The sequence below is a fragment of the Runella sp. R5_40 genome (genome assembly GCF_057652295.1).
In genome coordinates, this window is record NZ_JBYFCH010000007.1 from 326,439 (window position 1) to 350,007 (window position 23,569).

The 23,569-nt window shown below is 45.9% G+C and carries 7 protein-coding genes; all 7 read right to left on the reverse strand.

Translation table 11 applies throughout. The features are described 5' to 3' along the window. Positions 1-997: BspA family leucine-rich repeat surface protein (locus tag AC23N5_RS15635; RefSeq protein WP_487756308.1), on the reverse strand; the 997-nt coding region annotated here is incomplete at its 3' end. Positions 998-1,170: 173 nt separating this feature from the next. Further along, positions 1,171-5,169, reverse strand: coding sequence for a hybrid sensor histidine kinase/response regulator transcription factor (locus tag AC23N5_RS15640; protein ID WP_487756309.1), 3,999 nt, complete (start codon positions 5,167-5,169; stop codon positions 1,171-1,173). A 55-nt stretch (positions 5,170-5,224) separates the two neighbouring features. Then, positions 5,225-7,942 (reverse strand): ATP-binding protein, encoded by a 2,718-nt coding sequence (locus AC23N5_RS15645; RefSeq protein WP_487756310.1) that lies wholly within the window; start codon positions 7,940-7,942, stop codon positions 5,225-5,227. 295 nt (positions 7,943-8,237) lie between these two features. Next, positions 8,238-13,232 (reverse strand): T9SS type A sorting domain-containing protein, encoded by a 4,995-nt coding sequence (locus AC23N5_RS15650; protein ID WP_487756311.1) that lies wholly within the window; start codon positions 13,230-13,232, stop codon positions 8,238-8,240. Between the two features lie 157 nt (positions 13,233-13,389). Continuing rightward, complete coding sequence (locus AC23N5_RS15655; RefSeq protein WP_487756312.1) at positions 13,390-15,033, reverse strand: helix-turn-helix transcriptional regulator; 1,644 nt, start codon at positions 15,031-15,033, stop codon at positions 13,390-13,392. Positions 15,034-15,359: 326 nt separating this feature from the next. Beyond that, positions 15,360-21,944 (reverse strand): choice-of-anchor Q domain-containing protein, encoded by a 6,585-nt coding sequence (locus tag AC23N5_RS15660; RefSeq protein WP_487756313.1) that lies wholly within the window; start codon positions 21,942-21,944, stop codon positions 15,360-15,362. Between the two features lie 263 nt (positions 21,945-22,207). Then, on the reverse strand, positions 22,208-23,569 hold a 1,362-nt coding region (locus AC23N5_RS15665; protein ID WP_487756314.1), incomplete at its 5' end, for a T9SS type A sorting domain-containing protein.

Below are 23,569 nucleotides of genomic sequence, written 5' to 3' on the forward strand. Positions count from 1 at the left end.
TATTCATATTGGTCACTGACGATGTGTTGAAGGTGTTTGGCAATGCTTGATTGAATGAAGAACAACCTGTAAACATGGCACTCATATTCGTTACTGACGACGTGTTGAAGGCACTTGGCAATGCTTTGTTGTAGGAACTACAACCGTAAAACATACTATTCATATTGGTCACTGACGATGTGTTGAAGGTGTTTGGCAATGCTTGATTGAATGAAGAACAACCTGTAAACATGCTAAACATATTTGTGACACTTGAAGTATTGAAGCTAGTTGGCAAAGTTTGATTAAACAACGTGCAGCCATAGAACATAGCACTCATATTCGTGACTGACGATGTGTTGAAGGTGCTTGGTAATGCTTGGTTAAATGCACTACAGCCGAAAAACAGGTAACTCATATCTACCACAGATGACGTATTGAAACCTTCGGGAAGTGCTTGGTTAAAGGTAGTACAACCGTAAAACATAGAACTCATATTGGTCACTCCTATTAAATTTGGCACATCAGTGGCGGTTAGAGTCATGTTACTACACCCATGAAAGGCTCTGTACATACTCGTCCATGCCACATCGCCCCATTGTTTGATTTGTATTAAACGCTGACGGTCTCCTCCATTATTGATATGTATTTGTTGAAAGTTGGTGGGGTCAATACTCAAATCAATCACCGCATTCGTGGGTAAATCTGGAATGGCCAAGGTGGTTCCGCTGAATGTTCCCGAACCACTCGTACCTGCAGGAACAGTCGTCCACGTATAGCTCACGGTGCCAGCAGTAGCGACATCTATGCTTAGTTGGTTAGCGCTTGAGCCTGGCTTTGATAAATCCCAACGGGTGATGAAAGGGGTGCCCACGGGTACATTGTTGTATAACACTACACCTGTATGAATGCTTGCTAAGGCGATGTCACCATCCCAGTTGTATGTAGTGGCCCAAGTTGAGGAGACGGAAAGTCCATTCACAAACGATAAGAGAAAAAGGTAAAAGAGCTGTTTCATGCTAAAGTAAAGTTGGGTTGAGTGCCTCCACAAAAATGCTTGGTAAGGGCACTTTTGGGGTAACTCATATTCAGCATCTACTACCATTTTTTCAGCATTTGCATAAAAAAAGCCCCATTTTGGGGCTTTTTGATACTTTACTTCTATGAATTGGTACATTTTATTCGATGAAGTTACTCCTGATAATCGGAAGGCAACACTCCAAATTCATCTTGAAAAACTTTGGCAAAATACGACATGTTCTCAAAGCCCACCTCCAGCGCGATTTCCGAAACGGGGCGGTTACGCTGGAGAAGCATTTCGGCCGCGCGCTGCAAACGGTGGTGGCGAATAAATTCGACAATGGTAAAGTTGGTAAGCGCCTTCAGCTTTCGGAGCAATTGCGATTGGCTGAGGTTCATGGCACTACTAAACTGCTCGGCGTTGAAGGTACTGCTGCCGAGATGCTGTTCTACAATTTTTTTAGCTTTTTCTACAAAAGCAATATCCAATGGATTAATGACAGCCGTTTCGGATTTTGCTACTTTTTGCTTGCCACTGAAATAAGCCCGTAGCTTGTCTTGTTTCTCCAATAAATTTTTGACCCGAACCCTGATTTCGTCGGTATGAAAAGGCTTCACCAAATAATCATCGGCTCCTAGTTGAAAGCCCTCAATTCGACTTTCGACGTTGGCTTTGGCAGTGAGCATAATGACAGGAATGTGGCTGGTCTTTTCGTTGCTCTTCAACTGCCGACAAAACTCAAAACCGTCCATGCGGGGCATCATCAAATCGCTAATGATGATATTGGGAATGTGGGCCATTGCCTGCACTAGCCCCTCTTCTCCATCTTGGGCTTCAATAATTCGATAATCGGGCTCGAACAACCCTCGAATGTAAGACCTGATGTCGGCATTATCGTCAATCAATAACAATACGTTTTCGTTGGAGGTCGCCTCTACGGGTGTTGGTACCCAAATCGGATGCGGCTCCAGTTGCACCTTCTTTGGTCCGAACACCTTTTCAGGAATTTTTGGGTGCGATTTCCACGTCAATTCGTCGATAGGCAATCGAACAACAAACTGGCTTCCTACTCCTACTTTGCTTTCTACCTGAATAGAACCTTTCATGACTTCAACGAGCTCTTTGACCAAAGCTAACCCAATACCTGTCCCCTCATAGCTCCGCTTTTGGTCGGATTCTACTTGGTAAAAACGGTTGAAAATTTGGGGGAGTTTTTCGGGTTTAATCCCAATACCCGTATCTGAAATGGCAATGATAACCCCCTGTCCTTCAACGGGAGAGGTGTATTGTACATCAACCTTTACAATTCCTCCTGTTTCGGTAAACTTGAAGGCATTGGAAAGGAGATTAGTAATGATTTTTTCTGTTTTATCCGTGTCTAAATATCCCCACGCTTCATCCTGATTTTGAGTTACCACAAAGGTAATCTGTCGGCTTTCGGCCAAGGAAGTAAACGAGCTCGTCAGCGTCCGCAAATACCGAACAACCTCCAGATGCGTAAGTTCAGGGAGCATTTGCCCCGCTTCTAGCTTGCTGATGTCAAGCAATTGATTGATCAGTTCGAGAAGGCGCTGGGCGTGACGGCGAACCAACGGAAGGCGACTGTCGCTGGGATGGTCTTTCAAAAGTTGCTCAACGGGTCCCAAAATCAAGGTAAGTGGCGTACGGAACTCGTGGGAGATATTGGCAAAGAAATTGGTTTTCAACGCATCAAGTTCCGACATCCGACCTGCTTCAATTTCTTTGAAACTCAATTGCTCCTGCAAACGAACTCGGTTGAGCTGGTTTTGATTCCAACGATAAGCTAGATAAGCAACAATGGTTAAGTAGAGTAAATAAGCCCACCACGTTCGATAAAAGGGAGGATTTATTTGAATCGCCAAAGCGATGGGTTTTGTCCAATTTTCACCGTCGGTCGTACCCATGACTTTTAACGTATAACTACCACTGGGAAGCTGGGCAAAATTGGCAACATGCGTCGTTCCTGCTTCCACCCAGTCTTTGTCAATTCCCTCTAGTTGGTAACGGAAACGGTTTTTTACGGGGTTGGTAAAATCCATGACGCCAAATTCGATGGCCAGTTGATTTTGATGGTGTGCCAACTCCAGTGAAGGCAGGTATTCAATGGCTTCGCTGAGAAGCTGCGTTTCGTCCCCAACCTCAATGAGTTGATTGTTGATTTTTAGGCTCAAAAGCCGTACTTCGGCCTTAGAAGCGGCCCTTGCGATGTTGGAAGCCCTGAATACATTGAAACCATTGATACCGCCAAATAACAACTCGCCCGAAGCTCCTTTAAAATAGGAATTGGTATTAAACTCATCGTCTTGCAAACCATCTGACTTATTAAAATTACTAAAAATCAGCGTTTTAGGATTAAGCTGAGCCAAACCCCGATTGGTTCCCATCCATAAATTTTTATCATCGCCTACCAATACACCATAGACCACCTTATTGGGGAGTCCTCGTTTTTCGGTAAAATGCTCAAACTGATTCGTTGCTTTATTGAGGCGCTCAAGCCCACCGCCTTTGGTGCTCACCCAGAGGTAGTTAGTGGGTTGAATTGGGTCATTGACACAACCCGAAACCACGTCGTTGCTTAGGCTATTTCGGTCATCAGCATTGTTTTTGAAGAGACTAAATCGGGGGTTTTCTAGGATATTTTCGACTTTGATAAGTCCTTTTTGGGTACAAATCCAATACACATCGGGGGTGTCTTCGTACATGTAAAGTACTTCAATGGTCGAGCCTTGTTGTGGCAGTAGCGATTGATAACTGAATTTTTTAAACTGCCCTGCAAGGGGGTCAAACCGCAGTAAAACCCCATCAACTAACCCCAGCCAAAGGCGACCCTTTTTATCTTCCAACATCCTAACACTCAGGTGTCTGTCGGTATAGGGCATGGGTAAAGGGTAGCGAGCAAGAAGCTTTCGTTCATTGGACAGTTGAAAAAGATAACGGGAAGAATCTTCCCTGGCCATGAGCCAAAATTGTTGTTTTCGGTCCTGATACAAGAAGTCGTGGCTGTAGCGAGCAGCAGCAACGTCTGGAGAAAAAGGCTTGAATGAAGTAGGGCTTTCGAGTTGGTAATATTGGTAAGCAGGTTTAGCATTTCCGTGAAAATAAATACGCTTTTGACTATCTTGCAGCAAATAGGAAGGAGAAAAATCGGGCAAATAAGCTTTGAATTGCTTGATTCTTGGGTTGAATTTATACAGTCCGTACCCCCTAGTTCCTAGCCAGATATTTCCCAAATTATCCATGCGAATGGTATTGACGCGTTTTTGGTCTGGCACGGTCGAGTACTTATTTTTTGCCGTCAAACTATCTTGCTGGAGCAGCTCTTCGGGCTTCATCAACCAAAGGAAATTTTGGTTACAAATAGCAATGGTGCCATCTTTCAAGTGTCCTATTTTTTTATAATCTCCTTCTGCTACGTGGATTGTTTTTTTGATGCCATTTCGCCAACAAATAAGCTCGTGGTCTAGCATCACCCAATAGTTTTTTTGGTGGTCGGGCAGAATGTAAAAATCTCGGTTTCGTGATTTATTGCCAAGCCATTTATCCAAAAAACCGCACAAATTTTGCCCCCAAGCCCCGTGTAATCCTGAGTGTTGATGTCGAGAAATAGGCGGAAAATAAGAAGGATCCAACGAACTAATGTTGAGTTGCTTCGTGGCTTGTTCGTTGACCGTAAAACGAGGGGGAATGTTTATTTTAAAATGAACGGTGGGTTGGTCGGTCATTATCCAAATATTACCTTGGATGTCTTCTTCGAGTTGAACAATGTTATAATTTCCCGTGCTAGGTTGGTTTGGCGAGGCAATACTAATCCGATAAAAGCGCTGATACACAGGATCGAATAAGTTTAAGCCGTCTTTTTCTGTGCCAATCCAGAGTCTATCGTGGCTGTCGTAAAGCAAGGCCGTGCAGGTATTGCTCGAAATACTGTACGGATTGTAGGGGTCGTGGGTAAAAACCTTAAAATTATAGCCATCGTAGCGATTCAAGCCATCTTTGGTTGCTATCCACATAAACCCACGTTGGTCTTGTGCCAAATCATACACCATTCCTTGCGACAGCCCTTCGGATAACCCTATCGGTTGCCACCCTTGCGCTTGCAAGTGAGTTGGAAGAAGGAGTACAATTATTATACGGATAAAGAATTTCATCGTCCTGAGTTATCCCCCCAAAATAGCAACTTTTTGAAAAAATATAAAATCTAACCTACTCAACAAGGCGTCCATATTCTGAAGGAAGCATTCCAAACTCTTCTTGGAACGATTTGGAGAAGTAGGACAAGCTTTCAAACCCTACTTGGTAGGCGATTTCTGAAACCGTCATGGTTTCTTTTTGCGCCAACAGGGCAGCCCGTTGCAGTCGTATTTTGCGGATAAATTCCGTCGCGGAAGTGCCCGTCAGGGCTTTCAGTTTACGGTGTAAATTGGTACGACTTATTTTCAATTCTTTACAAAGTCCTTCGACGTCGAAGTTACTTTCGCTCAAATGCGCCTCGATAACCGACCGTATCCGCTCAATAAACTGGTTGTCCAACTGCTGCGACACCTCGTTCCCCACCGCAGGTGCGCTCGGTAATACCGCCGAACGCAGGCTAAATTTCTCCCTGAGCAGGTTACGCTGCTGAAGTAAGTTTTTGACCCGAATCAACAATTCTTCTTTATTAAATGGCTTTTGTAAATACTCGTCAGCCCCTAAACCTAGCCCCTCCAAGCGGTCGGTCAAGGTGGCTTTGGCGGTGAGTAGTACCACGGGAATATGGCTCGTCCGTACGTCGGTTTTTAGACGTTCACACACTCCAAATCCATCGAGGCGCGGCATCATCAAATCCGTTATCACCATGTCGGGGACTATTTGCAAAGCCATTTCCACGCCTTGTTGGCCGTCGTTAGCCTCCATGACTTGGTACTGCGTCTCAAAAATTTTGCGCAAATAAAGTCGCAAATCAGGGTTATCTTCCACGATCAGTAACACAGGCTGCTCATCCGTTGGGGCAAGATTTTGGTCGTACACTCCCTCCTCAGGCAACAACATCGAAATGGCCATTTCGGTATGGGTGGTTTCAAAAATCGGCTCCGTCGAACCATTTTTTTGTTGTGAAGCCGCCAAAGTAAATGCTACCCGAAAAGTAGTGCCTTTGTTTACCTCACTTTCCACCGAAATCTTCCCTTTTAGTATTTCGACCAATTCTTTAACCAAAGCCAGCCCGATTCCTGTTCCTTCATAGTTGCGGTGCGAGGTATCATCGACTTGGTAAAAGCGGTCAAAAATACGCGGTAGCCGCTGGCTATCAATCCCAATACCGTTATCAGAAACCGTCAATACGACGTCTATCGTAGTGTCTTTAGGCGTATATTCTATATTCACCTCTACCCTTCCGTTGGTTGGTGTGAATTTAAAGGCATTGGATAGTAAATTAGTCGTAATTTTTTCCAACTTGTCGGCATCGAATTTTGCGGCTAGGCTGCGGTAGTTTTGGTGGACATTAAAATGCAGGTTTTTATTCTGCGCTAACGTTTCAAATGAACCAAAAATATACGAAAAAAACCGAGAAATATTCCCTTCTTCAATTTCTACTTTTAATTCCCCCGCATCAAATTTTGACAAATCCAACAACTGATTGATTAGCGCCTGAAGTCGGTTGACGTTCCGTTGCATCACCAGCACGAGGTCTTCATTGGGGAATTTTTTGCGTAAATCTGCCAAAGGCCCCACCAACAACGTCAAAGGTGTCCGAAATTCATGGGAAACGTTGGTAAAAAATCGCGTTTTGAGCACGTCTAGCTCTTGCAATTTTTCGGCCTCTAGTTTTTCAGTCAACAACGCCTTTTCTGTTATAACTTTCTCTTTTTCAGTAACATCAATAATTTTTCCCAATACTAAAGACAAAGCGACGATTTCGATAAAATTGGTAAAATAAATGAGCGGGTACGTCCACGAAAAATTAATAACTCCCAGTGCTTGAAGGTTCAGAAATAGAAAAGGCACCAACGTAATAAAGCATGGAATCAGTAAGTATCGGTTGAAAACCACCTGTTTGATAATCGCATACAAGGTCGTTGAAATCAAGAGGGCTTCCGTAAAAAGGAACAGGTAATTGTTGAATTCGAGCAAATGTGTGCGTGGCCACCACAACACAGCCAATACCTGCCCCACACTCAGAAATACCACGCCCAGAAACACCCATTTCAGCTTAGGAAAGTGCAACGGAACTTGGAGCAATGAGTACATAAAGAGCGTATAAGTGGCGGGCATAAGCTGGTAAAAGCCCGAATTGAGAACTTTGGCCAACCACGGAATATCGCTAAAATAGGCCCCAATCAAGCCTATTGAACCCAAGACCGACAACGTAACTATGACCGTATGAAAGGCATACCAACGAAAAGAAGTGTTGCGAATGTACAACGCCAAAATGATGTTGTAAAGCACCCTCAGCAACTGAATCCCAATCTCCATCCAAATCGGAGCCAGGCTCGTTGACACCTGATCGATATACACTTGGTGGGTCATCAACGTGAGTTGCCCTACAACACTCTCGTCCGCCTGCAAGCGAACATAATACGTAATCTTCTGATTTTTAGGCAGTAGCCCAAGTTTAAAAACGGGCAATTGCCCTTGGTATTTTTTCTGGGCGTGCGGCGTAAGCATTCCACCGTATTGGATTTGGACACTTCCGTCGGGTTGTGGCGCGTACCAATCTACGTGGTCTTTGAGCCCGTCGCTCCAGACCATGTACCAATTGTTTTGGTTCAAACGGCTCTGATTATCTATTTGAACCTTAAACCAAAACACATCTTTAGAAAAAGCATACTGAAACGCTGGTGCGTTAACAGGCATAAATTCCTGCTTTTGCACTTCCGCAAAACCCATTTTTTGGGTAGGGTCGCGAAACACTTCCGCAAATTGGCTCAGGGGAAGTGAAGACACGCTGTCGTTAATTGTAATTGCTTTTTGCGCAAACAATTGTTGATAACCTATACATATAAAGCAGACAACAATTAGTTTAAAGTTCATAACAGTCAAAATAGAGCAAATAGCGCATTCGGGTAAAATAGAAACACAAATAACGACAAAATTTATTTTTAACCTAAAATTGTTTTTTTTGCCTTTTTGTTTTTTTCTTCTAAAAAGGTATATTTTTTGCTTTTGTTTTCACAAGAAAGGGTTGCCTGAATGTAACAGCCATTCAAGCAACCCCTTATTTTACTCCGTTAAATATGACTTACAGCTGCACCTTCACTACCTTCAGCGTCGCCTGCTGGTCGGCGGTCGTCACCTTCAAGAAATACATTCCCGTCGGCAATTCACTCACGCCAAATTCCTCTTGGTGGGTATTGGTTTCGGGTACAAAATTACGCTGCAAAACTTCCCGACCTGTTGCATCCGTCAATGCCGTTTGCACCACTTGCCCTTTGCTCTCTTGCACCTTCAGACGCAGAATGCTGGTGACGGGGTTGGGGAGAACGGTCGCGAAAAGCTCGTTATCTGTTAGCTGTTTTCCGTTATCCGACCCTTGCTCTTCGCCCCTTGCCCCTTGCCCCTTGCTTTTTGCCTCTTGCCCTTCGCCATTTGCCCCTTGCCCTTTGCTTTTTGCCTCTTCGCTCTCCGCTGTCCGCGCTGCTCCTACCCCTATTCCGTCTTTCGATTGGATTCTAAACCAATACTCTTGATAGGCCAACACGTTGCCTTGTGGCTTGCGCGTTGAGGGATAAATGCTGCCCCAGCCCTTCATGTCCCAATAACGAATACTCAATTTGTACAAGCCTTTGGGTAACCCTGAATCATATACGTTACCACCCGCCCCATTGTCTTGGTAAAAACCATACGCAGGGTGATTTTGAGCGTATAGCTCCGTCCAGCCTTCGCGATTGGCGTACATGAAATACGGCGCGTTGTTCTCGTGCGTGTTGAACGAACGAATCACACCCATTTCGGGAACGGCTTGCATGTCAAACGTCAATGAACCGTTTGTGCCCAAGCCGCACGCATCCGCATGTATCGTCCAGTAGCGAGGCGCCATTTTGTTGGCGTTTTCCACGTAAAATAACGTCGGGTTCACTTGCGTACTTTGATCCAATTCGGGACCACCGTCGCGCGTGATGAACTGGCTACTCCAAGCCGAACGATCGTTGGTTTTGATGGCGGATTTACTTTCGCCAATGTTGATCAACGTCACCACAAACGCATTCCAATAAATGTCTTTACGGACACTTTCCGAACTTTGGCAACCGCCTTCAAATAGACATTTCGCCCAGTACGTTTGCTTCGTCACGTTGTTGAAAGCAACCTCAAAACTTGGGGTAGTGATGCCTGTGTTCCAGCTCGTGGTGCTTCCTGCGGGGCAATTGGCCGTAATCGTCACCGTTGTGCCCGTACACACAATCTCTTGGCTTGCCGTAATCACGGGAGCGACTTGCGTTGGGGTTAAAGTAAATGTCACTACGTTGCTTTTTTCACTCACGCACCCATTTTCCGTCTGACAACGAGCGTAGTACGACGTCGTTTGGCTTGGTACGGTGGCGGGAAGACTTGGCAAAGCCACGTTCGTGGTCGCATTGTACCAAATCGTGCGCAAACTGCCGCAAGACGATTGTCCGCTGAAACTCGCCGATGGGTTACAACTGCTTGTTGATGACAATGATACCGTCGGTGCCGAAGGAATGACTACCAATTTTAAACGCATTACCCCCGACTCAGATTCCACACACGAAGGCGTTCCGTCCGATTTGCGGCACCGCACGCGGTAATTATGATACTGGTTATCCACCAAACCTACAGGTACGCCCGCACTGTACTCCCCACCATCAACGGAATAAAGTATCGCTTCGCCCGTGGCACAATTGGCGTTAAATGTAAGAGGCATATTCACCAAACTACACACTTCCTTCGTCTCACCCACGGCTACCGTCACCCCGTCCACCAACAGTGACACGTTTTGCGGCGTTGAGGCGCGGTTATTAATCGTCAATTCTATCACGCCCGAATAAGTCGAAGCGCAATTGGCATCACAAGCCGCTTGGTAGCGGTGAAGTTGGTTATTGGAGGACTGGGTAACTGGTTGACTGGTTGTCCAATTACTCCATGCACCGCTACCCGCTTGTACGCGCCACACGGGACTGCCCACCACACAACTCGTCGTCACTGCAAACTGCAAACTATTCACAGGATTGGTATCTATATCGCAGAATGTCTGACTGTTACCCTCGTTGATTGTTTGTTGAAGTGTTGACAGCGTAATTGTGGGTTTACTCTGTAGAGTGACCACACCCGTTGTGGAGGCTTGGGCAGCACACACACCGTTTTGTACCATGGCCCTATAATAAGTGGTTTGGGTGATGGTGCTCGGTGAAAACTCAGCAGTAGTTACCGCAATATCAACGGGAGAGCTAAATGACGCATTGGCGGACGATTGCCACTTTAAAATCGTACCTGTTTGCCCCACCAAGTTGAGCTTTGTTGTCTTTGTTTCGACGCACAAAGCAGTCGAACCTTCTACTACGCCCCCCACCGTCGTTTGATTAATGGACACATTACCACTTACAACGTCGGAAGTACAACCAACGGCCGATGCGACCGTCAGACTGTAGGCTATCATATTCCCGCCGCCTGAGTTCACCGCCGCTGTCACAAACGAAGTAGGTAAAGGCGCATTTTTCACCGCATTGATACCCGCTCCCGCCAACGAGTACGTAACAGGCGAATTAGTAGTAGCGTTATACGGAATCTCCAACGTTGTAGTTGTGGCACAAATGGCAGCGACAGGCACGGTTGAAATGGAAGGTTTAGGATGCACGACCAAAACTCCTTGTGCATAAGGGCGGCACGTATTGTCAGTGGGAAGCGTCGATAAAATAGCATATACGTAATAAGTGCCCGCAGGAAGGGTAGTATTGGATAAAGTGGCCGTTCGTTTGTCATCGACCAAATTGGCAAAATCTACACTCCCTATGCTCGTTCCACCCGTGTAAGGATCGTTGGTCGGAGAAGAAAAATAGACAAATTTGACCCCATAATCCACCCCTGCCACGTCAAATGACTCCATGCTTGACATATTTTTTGCACTCATGCTAAAGGGACTGTTGGCGCATATTAGCGTTTGCGGTAATTCCAACGTTGGTAAGATGGGACAGCAATTGGTGATAAGAGTAGGGAAGTCTCTTAACAATGTTCTTGATGTACTACAATTTAAGTAATCATATTCTACCCTGAAATAATATTTTGTAGAAAACATATTTCCCTTAGGTATAACCAAGATTGAGGTATCACTCTTCTCTGAAAAAGGTACTGGCACCGTTCCGCCCACGCCGTAGTCGGTTCCTCCGACTGAATAGCTAATTCTTCCTAAGCCATTATACTTTAATGCTAATTGAATCTTCCCGTCATTGACGCAATCTGGTGGAACTACATTCACAGTCCCTACTGGCGATCCTTTGGTTTGTACCTGATAGATGATGGCTTCCGAAGTGCATCCATTCGCATTTTTAACGGTTAAAACAAAATCAAGTGGTTGTGGTAAGCTCGACAACCTAGAGAATATTACCGTAATGGATGACGCTGGAAGAGGAGCATCGGTGACAGTGACAATATTTTTTCCCGTTATAGAATACGTAACTGGCGATCCTGTCGTAGATGTGTATGGTATTTCAAACGAAGGGACGTTATAGCATACCTCTGCGGGGATCGTCCCTAGGGTGATTGATGGTCTAGGTAAATCTTTTAGAGTAACGCTTACAATATCTGATAAACAATACATGTTATCTAGCTGAATCTCAGTATAGATTCCTGAATTTAATTGTGGTAGAATCACTTGTCCATTTACATCTGCATATACAGTGGAAAGGCCTGCGTGTACAGTATTCCTTTTATAACTTAACATATAGTCAACCCCAGACACTAAATCGCCCAATATTATACTTCCATCATTAGTAGAACAGCTGCTTGGATCTATGACCTTTACAGTCGGTGTTCGTGCCCGACTTTCTTGCCTTTCATACGCGCCTATATCTACTGAACCACCTACTTTTCGGGGGTTATCCAGAATATCAGTCGTTTGATTACTTACGTCAATACCAGCATTGATCAACGGAGAACAAAGGGAGAGCCGTAAACCATCATCAGCCGTTCGGTAGGTATCATCCCCACCGTCGAAATCTTCACTATTAGCGAGAAGGGGATCTATAGCAAATAGATTATTAGCATCTTGGACAACAACTGGCTTGCCTGAATAAAAATCACTGGTTAATTGCAAAAGTGAATTTTCGATATGCACAAATCCTCCTGTCGGAACTATTTTGACATCTATTCCTTCCGCAAAAGTGCTACCTCTTAGACTGTTACGAAAAAAGATAGTATTTGTAATTTTGGAAGAATTGGTACTTTCATCAAAGAACACTCCACTCCCATCATTTTCTACTAAAACAACCCCTACCATCGTCAATTTAGAAACATACACATAAAGCCCTCCGCCCTCGCGCGCCTTGTTCCCAACAAAAATTGCATTTTGAATCCGCATAGTAGATGCCATATCCATCATCCCTCCACCTTGCGCGGCTATATTGTGTTCAAACACTACATTTGTGATGGTTGCATCTGACGACGCGTTGATAAACAAACCTCCCCCAGCATTACTTGCAGCATTTCCCTTAAAGATAATATTCCGAAGTACTGGAGCCGAGTTAAAATTAAGCATTCCCCCACCTCTGCCTTGAAGGGCATTCCCTCCCGAGATTACGAACCCATCAAGGCATGAGTTGTCCGCGGTCAAACCATTGTCCCAGTTGAGTACAACGTTTTGCGAGTTCTCGCCATTGTTAGAAATCACCAACGTTTCTCCCTTTCCAGTCACCACATCATCTCCCTTTAAGTCACCACTCAAAACGGAGGGGTTAGCGGCTATCACTGCCGTGGTACGTTGGGTCAGTATCGTTTCATTTCCTGCAAAACTTCCGTACACTTTCACCCCTGGCTTCATCACAAACGACACCGTACGGTCAGTACCTGACGTAGGCTTGTAGGTACCTTTGGCTACCCAAACTTGGTCGCCGTTACCTGAGGCGTTCATCATTGCTTGTAAATCTGAACTGGCATTGGTCCAAGAAGAACCGTCGCCCGTACCCGAGGCCGTTGGTTTGACAAACCGTTTTGTTTGGGCGTAGGTACTGCCAATCAATAGTAGTAAAACGGCAATACTAGAAACAAATGATAGCGTTTTTTTCATACGAATAAGTTGGTTACAAAAAACGGTAGAGTTTTTTTTCGTGAGTGAGTGATTTTGTGCCACAAGGTTAGAGTACTACCAAATTTTCCCCAAATTGGGAGCATCACAAAAACATCACAAAATATAACCAACTGTATTTCAGACAAATACAACTCCATCAAATCGTATCTACAATATCCCCCCACGTAGCGTCTTCGGGAAGGTCAATCTTTTTTTTAAGTCGATACCACACATTTCGAACCGCATTTACGGAGATTCCCAGCGAGGAAGCCATTTCTTTATTGTCTAATCGTAATTTGGCCAACGCCATACATCGCACTTCGGCAGGGGATATGCCTGGGATTTTTTCCCGCAATCGATGTAAAAAACCAACATGAACTTTATCAAAAAGAATTTTAAAATTATCCCACTGCTCATCGGTAAGGAGCGTGTTGTTGCGCAGTTGTTGAATACTAAATGAATTATCAATTTCAGTATTTTCGACCACTAAAAGTTCAATCTGCTTGTTTTTGGCAATGATGATGTTGGTAAACTCCTCTAGCTTCATTTGGGCGATAATCAAGTCGCGTTTGGCTTTTTCCTGCTCGATTAGGTTGAGCCTTGCCGCCTCCTGCTGACGAATTTCAAGCTCTTTTTCTTTGACCTTCACCAGTAGCTTTTGCCTTAGTACGAGCACAAACACCACCAAACTCAGTAAAAGTACAATGACGATGGCCACAATTCTACTGATTTGTTGCTGTCGAATATTTTCGACCAACCTCCGTTCGGCATTTCTCCGCCGTTCGGTTTCAAGCTGTAAATCAGCCTGAATCTGAACATTTTTCCCCCTTCTTTTTTCGAGTACATCATCCCAGAAACGCGTGGAATCTTTGTGTTGAATCGCCAGAGGGAAATTACCCACGGTCGTGTAATACCTACTCAGTAGTTGATGAAGCTGAAATTTATCAAATTCATTCCCTTGTTTTCGAGTGGATTCTTGAGCCAAGTCAATCAATGGCTCTACCTCGTTGATTTTTTTCTGTGTGAGGTAAATATCGGCCAAGTTGATGGCAAAGCCGCACGTATTATCGAGCAATTGATACTTGCGGGTATCTTCTATCCCAATTCTGTAATAATAGATGGCAGAATCCAATTGTCCAATGGCCTTATAAACATGGGCTTTTTTCCCCAACAAAATCCCCTTCCACCCTATCTTAGACGGGTCTTTGGTAAAGAAGTTCTGGTACATTTTAAGCCCTTTGTTGAAATAAAGCAGCGCATTTTGATAGTTTTTGGTTTTAAGGTAAGACGTACCTATCACATCCAATGTCAGGAATTTGTACGAAACCCCTATATTGTATTTTTCTACTTCTTTTCCGTAATTGATGGCACTTGCGAAATCATCAAATTGGTAAAAAATTCTCGACAGTCCCACAAAGAGCATCTCTCGACGAATAGGGCTAATGACGTGTTTTGTGGCCTCACTGTACTCTACTGATTTATGTAAATAATACAACGCTAACACATCTTTTTGATAGTTGAAAGTTAGGTTGGCAGCATATAAGAATGCAAAACTCGCCTTAATCTCCTCAAATCCGATACGATCCGCTTCGTTGATGCACATTTTGTACCAATTTTCAAATTCACTCAATGGCACTTTAGAAGTTTGCTGTAAGTAATCCATTTTTGAAATTTGCGCAATCAATACTCCTTTTTCATCCTTGTGCTGGCGCGCCGCGAGTTCTTCTATTCTGTTTCTAAATAGCAGCCCCTCTTTCGTTCCCAGGTGTCTAAATAATACTGGATGGATTAACTCTATCATATCCCACCGCTTTGGGTAAGGATAACGGTACGCAGAATCATACGCCTGAATGTAAGCTTCGGGATGCCTCAAATCTTGTGCGCGGCTTTCCAACAAATGTATCCCACAAAGAACAATAAAATAACAATAATGTACGAATTTACACTTTATCATACCTTGTCAACTTGTACAACTTCAAAAAATAACGCGATAGATACCTAGTTAAGAAAATTTTGTTGGGTATTTACTTCCCCAAAAATAGTAACTGTACACGTACTCCAAAAACAAGAAGGCCCTGCTCATCAAAACGATAAGCAAGGCCTTTTGCCCTAAAAACAAAGAAAATTCTAATTGAGCTTCACCACTTTCAAGGTAACTTGCTGGTTACCACTGTTCACCTTCAAGAAATATATTCCGTTTTGTAAGTCCGCGACCCCAAATTCCTCTTGGTGAGTATTGGTTTCGGGCACAAATTGGCGACGCAAAACTTCCCGACCTGTTGCATCCGTCAACGCCGTTTGCACCACTTGCCCTTTGCTGTCTTGCACTTTCAAGCGGAGAATGTTGGTGACGGGGTTGGGGAGAACGGTGGCGAAAGCGCCGTTATCCGTTAGCTGTTTTCCGTTATCCGAACCTTCGCCATTTGCCCCTTGCCCTTTGCTTTTTGCCTCTTCGCTCTCCGCTGTCCTCGCTGCTCCTACGCCTACTCCATCTTTCGACTGGATTCTAAACCAGTATTCTTGATACGCTAGCACGTTTCCTTGCGGCTTGCGCGTTGAAGGATAGATGCTGCCCCAGCCTTTTTGATCCCAGTAACGAATACTCAATTTGTACAAGCCTTTGGGTAACCCTGAATCATATACGTTACCGCCCGCACCATTGTCTTGATAAAAGCCGTACGCGGGGTGATTTTGAGCGTATAGCTCCGTCCAGCCTTCTCGGTTGGCATACATAAAATACGGCGCGTTGTTCTCGTGCGTGTTGAACGAACGAATCACACCCATTTCGGGGACCGCCTGCATGTCAAACGTCAATGAACCGTTTGTGCCCAAGCCGCACGCATCCGCATGTATCGTCCAGTAGCGAGGTGCCATTTTGTTGGCGTTTTCTACGTAAAACAACGTCGGATTCACTTGCGTACTTTGATCCAATTCGGGGCCACCGTCGCGGGTGATGAACTGGCTCGTCCAAGCCGAACGGTCGTTGGTTTTGATGGCGGATTTGCTTTCGCCAATGTTTATCAACGTCACCACAAACGCGTTCCAATAAATGTCTTTACGAATACTTTCAGAACTCTGACAGCCGCCTGCAAAAATACATTTTGCCCAGTACGTTTGCTTTATTACGTTGCTGAAAGCCACTTCAAAACTTGGGGTAGTGATGCCTGTGTTCCAGCTCGTGGTGCTTCCTGCGGGGCAATTGGCCGTAATCGTCACCGTTGTACCTGTACAAACAATCTCTTGTGAAGCTGTGATTATAGGAGCCGTATTAACGGGAACAACCGTGTAGGTCACTACGTTGCTCTTCTCACTCACGCAACCTCCACTCGCCTGACAACGTGCATAATAGGACGTCGTTTCCGTTGGCGTTTGATTGGGCAACGTAGGCAAAGCCGTATTGGTCAAGGCATTGTACCATATCGTCGTCATCGTTCCACAGTTGGTTGTGCCACTAAACGCCACGGGACTACCACAACCACTCGTCACGTTCAAACTCGCCACGGGAGCCGCCAACGAACTCGTAATTCGCAACCTCATCACGCCCGACTCTGTCTCCACGCATGAAAGCGTTCCATCTGACTTGCGGCAGCGTACGCGGTAGTTATGGTATTGGTTGTCCACCAATTGCGTTGGTACAATACTACTGTACTCCCCGCCGTCCACCGAATAAAGTAGCATTTCTCCAGCACCACACGTCGCGTTAAACGTAATGGAGTTACCTTCGATATTACACACTTCTTTGCTTTCACCTGCATTCACCGAAACTCCGTCGGCCAACAACGACACGTTCTGTGGCATTGAAGCGCGGTAATTAATCGTCAACTCAATCGGTGACGTGTATGTCACGGGGCAAGTCGCGTCACAAGCCGCTTGGTAGCGGTGGAGTTGGTTATTGGACGATTGGGAAACGGGGGCTGTCGCCGACCAGTTGCTCCATGCGCCACTGCCCACTTGTACTCGCCAAACGGGATTTCCCACCACACAAGAACCCGAAACCGTAAACTGTAAACCGTTACCAGGATTGGCATCCGTATCGCAGAAAGTTTGTGAATTACCTTCATTTAAGGTTTGTTGCAGCGTACTGAGGGTAATGGTAGGTTTACTTTGAACCGTCACCGTTGCGTTGCCGCTTTGGGCTTGGCTACAAGCTGTTGAGGAACTTTCTAAGACACTTACCAAACTATACACAAACGTGCCTGCCGTTCCCGTCGGCACTGCCACCGTCACGCTATTCCCACTCGTAGTCGTCACCGTTTGGGGCGCTCCATCGTTGATTTTATAGGTAAACGTGTAGGGTGCTGTTGCATTTGCTCCCGTGAAGGTGATATTGGGCGAAGAACTATTTCTACACACCGTCGTCGTGCCTGAAATACCCGCCGTCGGCAATGGGTTCACTGTCACCGTCGCGCTGCCCGTTTGGGTTTGACTACAAGCCGTTGACGAACTTTCTGAGACACTTATCAAACTATACACAAACGCTCCCACTGTGCCCGTCGGCACTGCCACCGTCACGCTGTTTCCACTCGTAGTCGTTACCGTTTGGGGCGCTCCATCATTGATTTTATAGATAAACGTGTAGGGTGCTGTCGCATTTGCTCCCGTAAAGGTGATGCTAGGCGATGGACTGTTTTGACATACCGTCGTTGTGCCTGAAATCGTGGCCGTTGGCAGAGGATTTACCGTCACCGTTGCGCTGCCCGTTTGGGTTTGACTACAAGCCGTTGACGAACTTTCCGATACACTTACCAAACTATACACAAACGCTCCCACTGTGCCCGTCGGCGCTGCCACCGTCACGCTGTTTCCACTCGTGGTTGTCACCGTTTGGGGCGCTCCATCGTTGATTTTGTAGGTGAAGGTGTATGGCGCCGTTGCATTTGCTCCCGTGAAGGTGATATTGGGCGAAGAACTATTTCTACACACCGTCGTCGTGCCTGAAATACCCGCCGTCGGCAATGGGTTCACTGTCACCGTCGCGCTACCCGTTTGGGTTTGACTACAAGCCGTTGACGAACTTTCTGAGACACTCACCAAACTATACACAAACGCTCCCACTGTTCCCGTCGGCACTGCCACCGTCACGCTGTTGCCACTTGTCGTCGTTACCGTTTGTGTTGAACCATCGTTGATTTTGTAGGTAAACGTGTAGGGTGCCGTTGCATTTGCTCCCGTGAAGGTGATGTTGGACGGCGTACTATTTCTACACACCGTCGTCGTGCCTGAAATCGTGGCCGTCGGCAGAGGATTTACCGTTACATTTCCAGTAATGTTATCCGAAATGCAGTTGGTCGTGGTATTTTTGACCGTGAGTGTAAACGAAATCGAACTTCCTGAAGCCGCGCTGTTCAAATTGACCGTGATGGGACTACTCAAATCTCCGTTGGTGATGGACGTAATACCCGTTCCAGAAATCGAATAGTTATTAGGCGTACCAATCGGACTAGTGTACGGTACTTTAAACGACATCGCTCCTGCACAAATGGCAGGAATCGTGCTCAGCGTAAGACTCGGTTTGACTGGGTCGGTCAGAGTGGCCGTGGCCGCATTGCTCACACAAGCACCATACGTAGCCACAATATCGGTGTAGCTCCCTGCCCCTAGGCCCGTCAGAGTAATCACACCACTTTCATTAGAGGTGAAGTTGGCAGCGGGGACAGCATTCGTATTTTTTTTGTATGTGACTGAATAGGTGGTGCTGTTCAAAAATCCGCTCAAACTGATGCTCCCATCCATCCCTCCACAAGTAGTAGGATGGCTCACACTGACAGAAGGAGTAATACTTGGAGGGGACGATTGAAGCTCATAAGCACCTAGATCTACCTTGCCCCCTGAGGCAAAGAGATAGATTCGGACATTCCCATCCAAGTCTTTGTCATCGGCTGTAAATGTACCATTGGTTCCCACATTGATAAGAGGCGAGCAAGGCCGCAGGTGTAAATCTCCAGTTGTCCCAAGCCCTACCGATGGTTGATTGACATAAAGCGGGTCTTCGGTGCCCTGAAAGCCCCCCAAGGCCAAGCCTTTGACGAGGGTGGTAATATAGGTAGGATTACTGTTATCATTAAACACTTCGCTGCCGTTACCCCATAGAATACAGTTCTTGAAGCTCGGCGAAGAAGAGCTAATGTTAAACACCCCTATCTCATTTCCCGAGAAGCTGCAATTTACGAGGCTCGGTGAACAAGTCGAGTTAAATAGTGCACCACCTGCCCCCTTATTACCGAGGAAGATACAATTCGTAAAATTAGATGATAATAAGCCATAATTAGCCATTGCACTACCAGAATTAGATTCATTACCCAAGAAACTGCAATTGATAAGGCTCAGTGAGGAGGATGAATTAGAAATCCCGCCGCCACTACTCCCAACTCCCATACTTTTATTTCCCGAGAAACTGCAATTGATCAGACTCAGTGAAGAGGAGGAATTAGAAATCCCGCCGCCGCCACCGCGGCCGCCAAAATTGTCTATAAAACTGCAATTCACAAGGCTCGGTGAAGAGGTGTTGGTGTTAACCATCCCACCGCCACCAAAACTAGCCGTGTTACTTGAAAAACTGCAATTCGATAAGCTTGGAGAGGATGAGTAATTATACATACCGCCACCTACATTAGCCTCATTACCCGAAAAGTTACAATTCATCATACTTGGAGAGGATGAGTAATTGTTCATCCCGCCACCAAAAGTAGCCGTGTTACTTGAAAAACTGCAATTCGATAAGCTTGGTGAGCAGAAATTATTATACATACCGCCACCTACTTGAGCCTCATTATCCAAGAAACTGCAATTTACAATGCTTGGCGATGAGGATATGTTGTTCATCCCTCCGCCAAAAGTTTCAATAGCATTACCTCCTGTAATGGTAAAACCATCCAAAAGTGAATTGGACGTGGTTAGACCGTTGTTGTTATTGAAAATCACATGGTAGCTGTTCTCTCCTTTGCCCGTAGTGGCATCATCCCCATTCAAATCCCCGCTTAAAATGCTTTTGTTGGCCGCCATCACCGCCGCCGTCCGCTCGGAAAGGTTGGTCTCCGTGCCCGCAAAGCTGCCGTAGATTTTTACTCCAGCTTTCATTCTAAAAGAAGCGTTGCGACTTGTACCTGGCTTGTAGGTACCCTTGGCTACCCAAATTTCCGTGATTTGTGAACAAAGACGGGCATTAGTTAAGGCCGTTTGCAAATCAGTATAAGCCGTAGCCCATGAACTGCCGTCGCCATTGGCCGCAGCGGCGGCATTGACATACAAACGTGTACCCGTGACGGGAGAGCTTTGGTGTTCGTAGGCCCCTATATCGACAGTGCCACCGAAAATACGGGGGTTACCATCTAAATCGGCGGTAGTAGTGTTATCGGCATTGTCACCTGCATTGATAGCGGGCGAGCAAGGCCGCAGGCGCAAATCGCCAGCGGTGCCAAGTCCTACGGAGGGTTGATTGACAAAAAGCGGGTTTTCGGCGCCTTGAAAGCCCCCCACGGCCAAGCCTTTGACGAGGGTCTTGGTATAAAAAGGATTACTACCAGAGTTCTCCACTTCGCTGCTGTTACCCCACAGGATACAGTTTTTTAGGCTTGGTGAGGAGTCCTGGTTAAACATTCCACCACCTTGACTGGCCTGATTGCCCGAAAAGCTACAATTTACAAGGCTTGGTGTGGGGTTGTAGTAGTTAAACATTCCACCACCACCTTCACTGGCCTGATTGCCCAAGAAACTACAATTTACAAGACTCGGTGAGGAGGAATAGTTATACATCCCGCCGCCATTATAAGCCAGATTACCCAAGAAATTACAATTTACAAGACTCGGTGAGGAGGAATAGTTATACATCCCGCCTCCTATGGCACCACCCTTGGTATGATTTTCGGAGAAAGTACAATTCACCAGGCTCGGTGAGGAGGAAGAGTTAAGCATCCCGCCGCCACCTTCTATTCCAGAATTGTCTATGAAGCTGCAATTCACCAGGCTCGGTGAAGAGTTAAAATTCTGCATCCCGCCGCCAGTGCCGTAATCATAACTTCCATAAGGGAAGCCATTAGCATTACCTGCCGTAATAGTAAAACCATCTAAAAGGGCATTAGTGGTTGTTAAGCCATTATCGTTATTAGTAATAACATGGTAACTATTTTCACCGTTGCCCGTGGTGGCATCATCCCCGTTCAAATCACCGCTCAAGATACTTTTATTGTTCAACATCACCGTGAAGGTGCGTTGTGAAAGATCAGTTTCGTCACCCTTAAAACTGCCGTAAATCTTTACCCCTGCTTTCATTTCAAAAGTCTTTATTCTAGGCTCAGGGCTGGGGTTTCCAGATTTAGCCATGGTGGGTCTGTAAGTGCCTGCCGCCACCCATACTTGGCTAGTACCCGAGGCATTGATCATGGCTTGCAAATCCCCCGAGGCATTGGCCCACGAAGAGCCATCACCCGTGCCGTTTGGTTTCACATAGCGAATCGTTTGGGCTTGGCTAAGACAAGCTAGAAATAGTAAAACTAACACGTACTGAAAGGTTCGTGTAGGAACCGCTGAGAATAAACGTGAATCAATCATAGGGTGTTGGGGTTGCATCTTGTGTTGTAGGTCGTAGAGTTGTTTTTCCAAGTTTTTCAGTTGCTTTTGGTAACCATACCAACACCCCGCTACCAACACTCCAAACAGAAGTACTAGCAGTAGTAGCACAAACTTAGGTTGGCGATATAGTTTCGGAATTGGCATAGTTAAAACTACCTAATGCGCCCCCTAAGCGCCAAATTTCAAGCGTTGCAAAAACGTTGCAATTTATAACTCCTTTATTTTTAGAGAGTTAATAGCAAATAAAAAGTACCCCCCAAAAAAAATAATAAACAGCTTTTAATCCCCCCAAAATAACGAGTCTTCGTGAAGTGAATTTTCTACGGTTTTATTCCCAAAAAGAGCGGGTCAAAGACAAGGTTTCCCCTGCTCCGACCCGCTCTTTTTCTTTGTTGGCAACTCCACTCCTACTCCACCTTCACCACCTTCAAAGTAGCCTGTTGTTCAGCCGTCGAAACCTTCAAGAAATACATACCCGTCGGCAACTCACTCACCCCAAACTCTTCTTGGTGGGTATTGGTTTCGGGCACAAATTGGCGACGCAAAACTTCCCGACCCGAAGCATCCGTCAACGCAGCTTGCACTGTTTGCCCCTTGCTGTCTTGCACTTTCAAGCGAAGAATGCTGGTGACAGGGTTGGGGAGAACAGTCGCGAAGGTGCCGTTATCGGTTAGCTGTTTTCCGTTATCCGAACCTTGCCCTTCGCCCCTTGCTCCTTCCTCTTTGCTTTTTGCATCTTCACTATCCGCTGACCTCGCTGCTCCCACACCTACTCCATCTTTCGACTGGATACGGAACCAATATTCTTGGTACGCCAGCACATTGCCCTGCGGTTGACGCGTTGCGGGATAGATGCTGCCCCAGCCTTTTTGATCCCAGTAACGAATGCCTAACTTGTACAAGCCTTTGGGTAACCCCGAATCATATACGTTACCGCCCGCACCATTGTCTTGGTAAAAACCGTAGGCAGGGTGGTTTTGAGCATACAATTCCGTCCAGCCTTCGCGGTTGGCGTACATGAAATACGGTGCGTTGTTTTCGTGCGTGTTGAACGAACGTATCACGCCCATTTCTGGCGTCGCCAACATATCAAATGTCAATGAACCGTCAGTGCTTAATCCGCAGGCTTCTACGTTGATGGTCCAGTAGCGAGGGGCCATTTTGTTGACGTTTTCTACGTAAAATAGCGTCGGGTTCACTTGCGTACTTTGCTCCAATTCGGGGCCACCGTCGCGGGTGATGAATTGACTTGTCCACAACGACTTATCATTCGCAGGCTTCACTGCCGATTTTGATTCGCCGATGTTTATCAACGTCACCACAAACGCATTCCAATAAATATCCTTGCGAATACTTTCAGCACTTTGGCAACCACCCTCAAAGAGACACTTCGCCCAGTACGTTTGCTTCGTCACATTATTGAAAGCTACCTCAAAACTTGGTGCAGTGACACCCGTGTTCCAGAACGTTTGGCTTCCTGCGGGACAGTTGGCTGATATTCTCACCGTTGTACCTGTACAAACTATCTCTTGCGAAGCTGTAATCACGGGAGCAACTTGCGTTGGGGTTAACGTAAACGTTACGACATTGCTCTTTTCACTCACGCAACCATTTTCCGTTTGACAACGAGCGTAGTACGACGTCGTTTCTGTAGGAACAGTGGCGGGTAAGCTTGGCAAAGCCACGTTCGTCGTCGCATTGTACCAAATCGTGCGCAAACTGCCGCACGTTGATTGGCCACTGAAACTTGCTGTCGCGTCACAACTCGT

Coding starts and splice junctions, on each gene's coding strand:
- AC23N5_RS15640 (WP_487756309.1), bottom strand. CDS start 5,169: ATGAAATTCTTTATCCGTATAATAATTGTACTCCTTCTTCCAACTCAC.
- AC23N5_RS15650 (WP_487756311.1), bottom strand. CDS start 13,232: ATGAAAAAAACGCTATCATTTGTTTCTAGTATTGCCGTTTTACTACTA.
- AC23N5_RS15655 (WP_487756312.1), bottom strand. CDS start 15,033: ATGATAGAGTTAATCCATCCAGTATTATTTAGACACCTGGGAACGAAA.
- AC23N5_RS15660 (WP_487756313.1), bottom strand. CDS start 21,944: ATGCCAATTCCGAAACTATATCGCCAACCTAAGTTTGTGCTACTACTG.